This is a genomic window from Pseudooceanicola sp. HF7 (genome assembly GCF_011806405.1).
GTDB lineage: Bacteria > Pseudomonadota > Alphaproteobacteria > Rhodobacterales > Rhodobacteraceae > Pseudooceanicola.
Window position 1 is genome coordinate 1 of the sequence record NZ_JAATOW010000073.1, and the last position, 1,254, is coordinate 1,254.

Sequence of the window (1,254 nt, forward strand, 5' to 3'; positions counted from 1 at the left end):
AGCTGATCCAGCTTCTGCTTCAGCGCGCGGCGGCGTTCCAGCAGCTCAAGCTCACGGTATTGCTGGTCACGCAGGCCGGTGATGGCCTCTTGCCGGGCGGCGACGGTCAGGTTCAGGATCTCAAGCTCGACCTCGGCGGTGCGCCCGCGGGCCTGTGCCTTGGCGGCGGTCAATTCGCCGATCTCGCCTTCCAGGCGGGCGGATTCCCGTTGCAGGGACAGGACCTTGGCAACCTGTGACAGGCCCTTGTCCAGCAGCTGCTGCTGGGTCTCCAGCTCCTGCGCGATCAGGTTGAGCTGCAGGGTGAAGGCGACCAGCTGGGCCTCCATCCCCGCGATCTGGCTGGTGATCTGGGCAGAGCGTTCGCGCAGCTGCTTTTCCGCCTGGATCTGGGCATCGCGCCGCGCGGCCAGTAGGCGGCGCTGGCCCTCCAGCAGCTCTGCGACATCGGGGTTCTGCGCGGCAACCTCAAGCGCCAGGGGCGGAAAGATCGGCCTGTCCGTGCCGTCGCGTTCGGCCACCAGTCGGCCGCGCCGCGCCATCAGCTCGTAAAGCTGGCCTTCCACGATGGCCAGTTCGGATTCCATCTGGTCCTTGTCTAGGATCAGCATCACCTGGTCGGCTTCCACCCGGTCGCCTTCTTCGACCAGCAGGTCCTTGACCACGCCGCCATCCGGGTGCTGCACGACCTGGCGGTTGCGCTCCACCTCGATCTGGCCAGAGGCCACGACGGCCCCGGCGATCTGCGTCAGCACGGCCCAGGTGCCGAAGCCCCCGAGCAACGCCAGAAGCGCCACGAAGCCCAGGATCAGCGCGCCACGGGCCGAAAAGACCCGGTCGCCCCGGCCGCGCCCGCCCGCCGGCGGCTGAGAGGGCATCTGCCCTAGCACCAGCCCCTGCGGCGCCGCGCCCGTCTGCTCTTGCTCGCGCGCTTTCGGCTGGGGCCTGGCCGCCGACTGGTCCCTGCGCCTGTCCGCGCCGGACGGCTTGCGATCGCGATCTTCGGGGGGCGTGTTGGGCGTGCTCATTTCACACCTCCGCCATTGGTGGTGCCGCGGACCTGCTCGTGGTTCTGCAACACTTCGCGCAAGACGTCATCCCGCGGCCCGAAGGCCTTGCGGTTGCCCCCTTCCAGCATCAGCAGCAGGTTGCATTCCTGGATCGCGGCCGGGCGGTGGGCCATGATCATCACTGCGCCCCCCTCTTCCTTGAGCGCCCGGATCGCGCGGTTCAGCGCCTTGCTGCCCTCGTTGT

The 1,254-nt window shown here is 68.7% G+C and carries 1 protein-coding gene and 1 pseudogene; both read right to left on the minus strand.

All coding sequences use genetic code 11. The features are described from left to right. Positions 1 to 1,028: biotin/lipoyl-binding protein (locus HCZ97_RS20370; RefSeq protein ID WP_167690947.1), on the minus strand; the 1,028-nt coding region annotated here is incomplete at its 3' end. Continuing rightward, positions 1,025 to 1,254 (minus strand): annotated as a pseudogene (locus HCZ97_RS20375) (type I secretion system permease/ATPase); the annotation flags it as partial. The pseudogene HCZ97_RS20375 and the gene HCZ97_RS20370, both read right to left, overlap by 4 nt.